The 660-nt window shown below is 59.7% G+C and carries 1 pseudogene; it reads right to left on the bottom strand.

The features are described 5' to 3' along the window. Positions 1–472 precede the first annotated feature (472 nt). Positions 473–660: pseudogene (locus PUT78_RS23695) on the bottom strand (gamma-glutamyltransferase); the annotation flags it as partial.

Here is a 660-nt window from a genome sequence, read left to right as displayed (position 1 = left end):
CCGCGAGGCATTCAATATCGCATCCTCCACCTGACCGCCCATCGTCAGGACATTCAGACGGATCGCTTCCAGATCACGGTCAAAGGCAGATAGCGTATGCGGCTTCATGGCAACATCCCTTCAGTTCCCGCAATCCATAAACAAGCCATGTGACAGTTCCATGACACACAACACACTCACTCACACGCAAGACAGAAACGTCACAAAACATGACCCTGCAGCCGCAATTCCCGGTCGGAGCGATCGCGGTGTGTTTTACAGGACTGACAACAACATTCATTATGCTTTTCAGGCAGATCAGCCCCCCGACCACAGATGGCCATATGACGGGCTGGACCGGAATGCCGCCCCCAGGGTGGCCCGCCAATGGCGCGGCTTTGTGGCCGCACAAGGCTTTGCACGGTATACGGATGCTAGAACCATAGCCCGCCATTACCGTTCCGCAGCGCGGGATAACCCACGAACAGGCGCGTCAGTAGCCCAGTGCGGAGCCATCCTTGCGCGGGTCGGAGCCGCCGGTCAGGGTGCCGTGTTCCCAGTCAATCCAGATGGCCTGCGCGCCACCATGGGGCGCTTTGGCGGCGATGACCTTATGGCCCTTGTCGCGCAAACCCTGCACTGCCTGCGCGGGAACCCCGGTTTCCGCAACGACCGCGCCAT

The sequence above is a fragment of the Roseinatronobacter alkalisoli genome (genome assembly GCF_028745735.1).
Taxonomy (GTDB): domain Bacteria; phylum Pseudomonadota; class Alphaproteobacteria; order Rhodobacterales; family Rhodobacteraceae; genus Roseinatronobacter; species Roseinatronobacter alkalisoli.
This window is presented reverse-complemented; position numbering and strand designations above follow the sequence as displayed.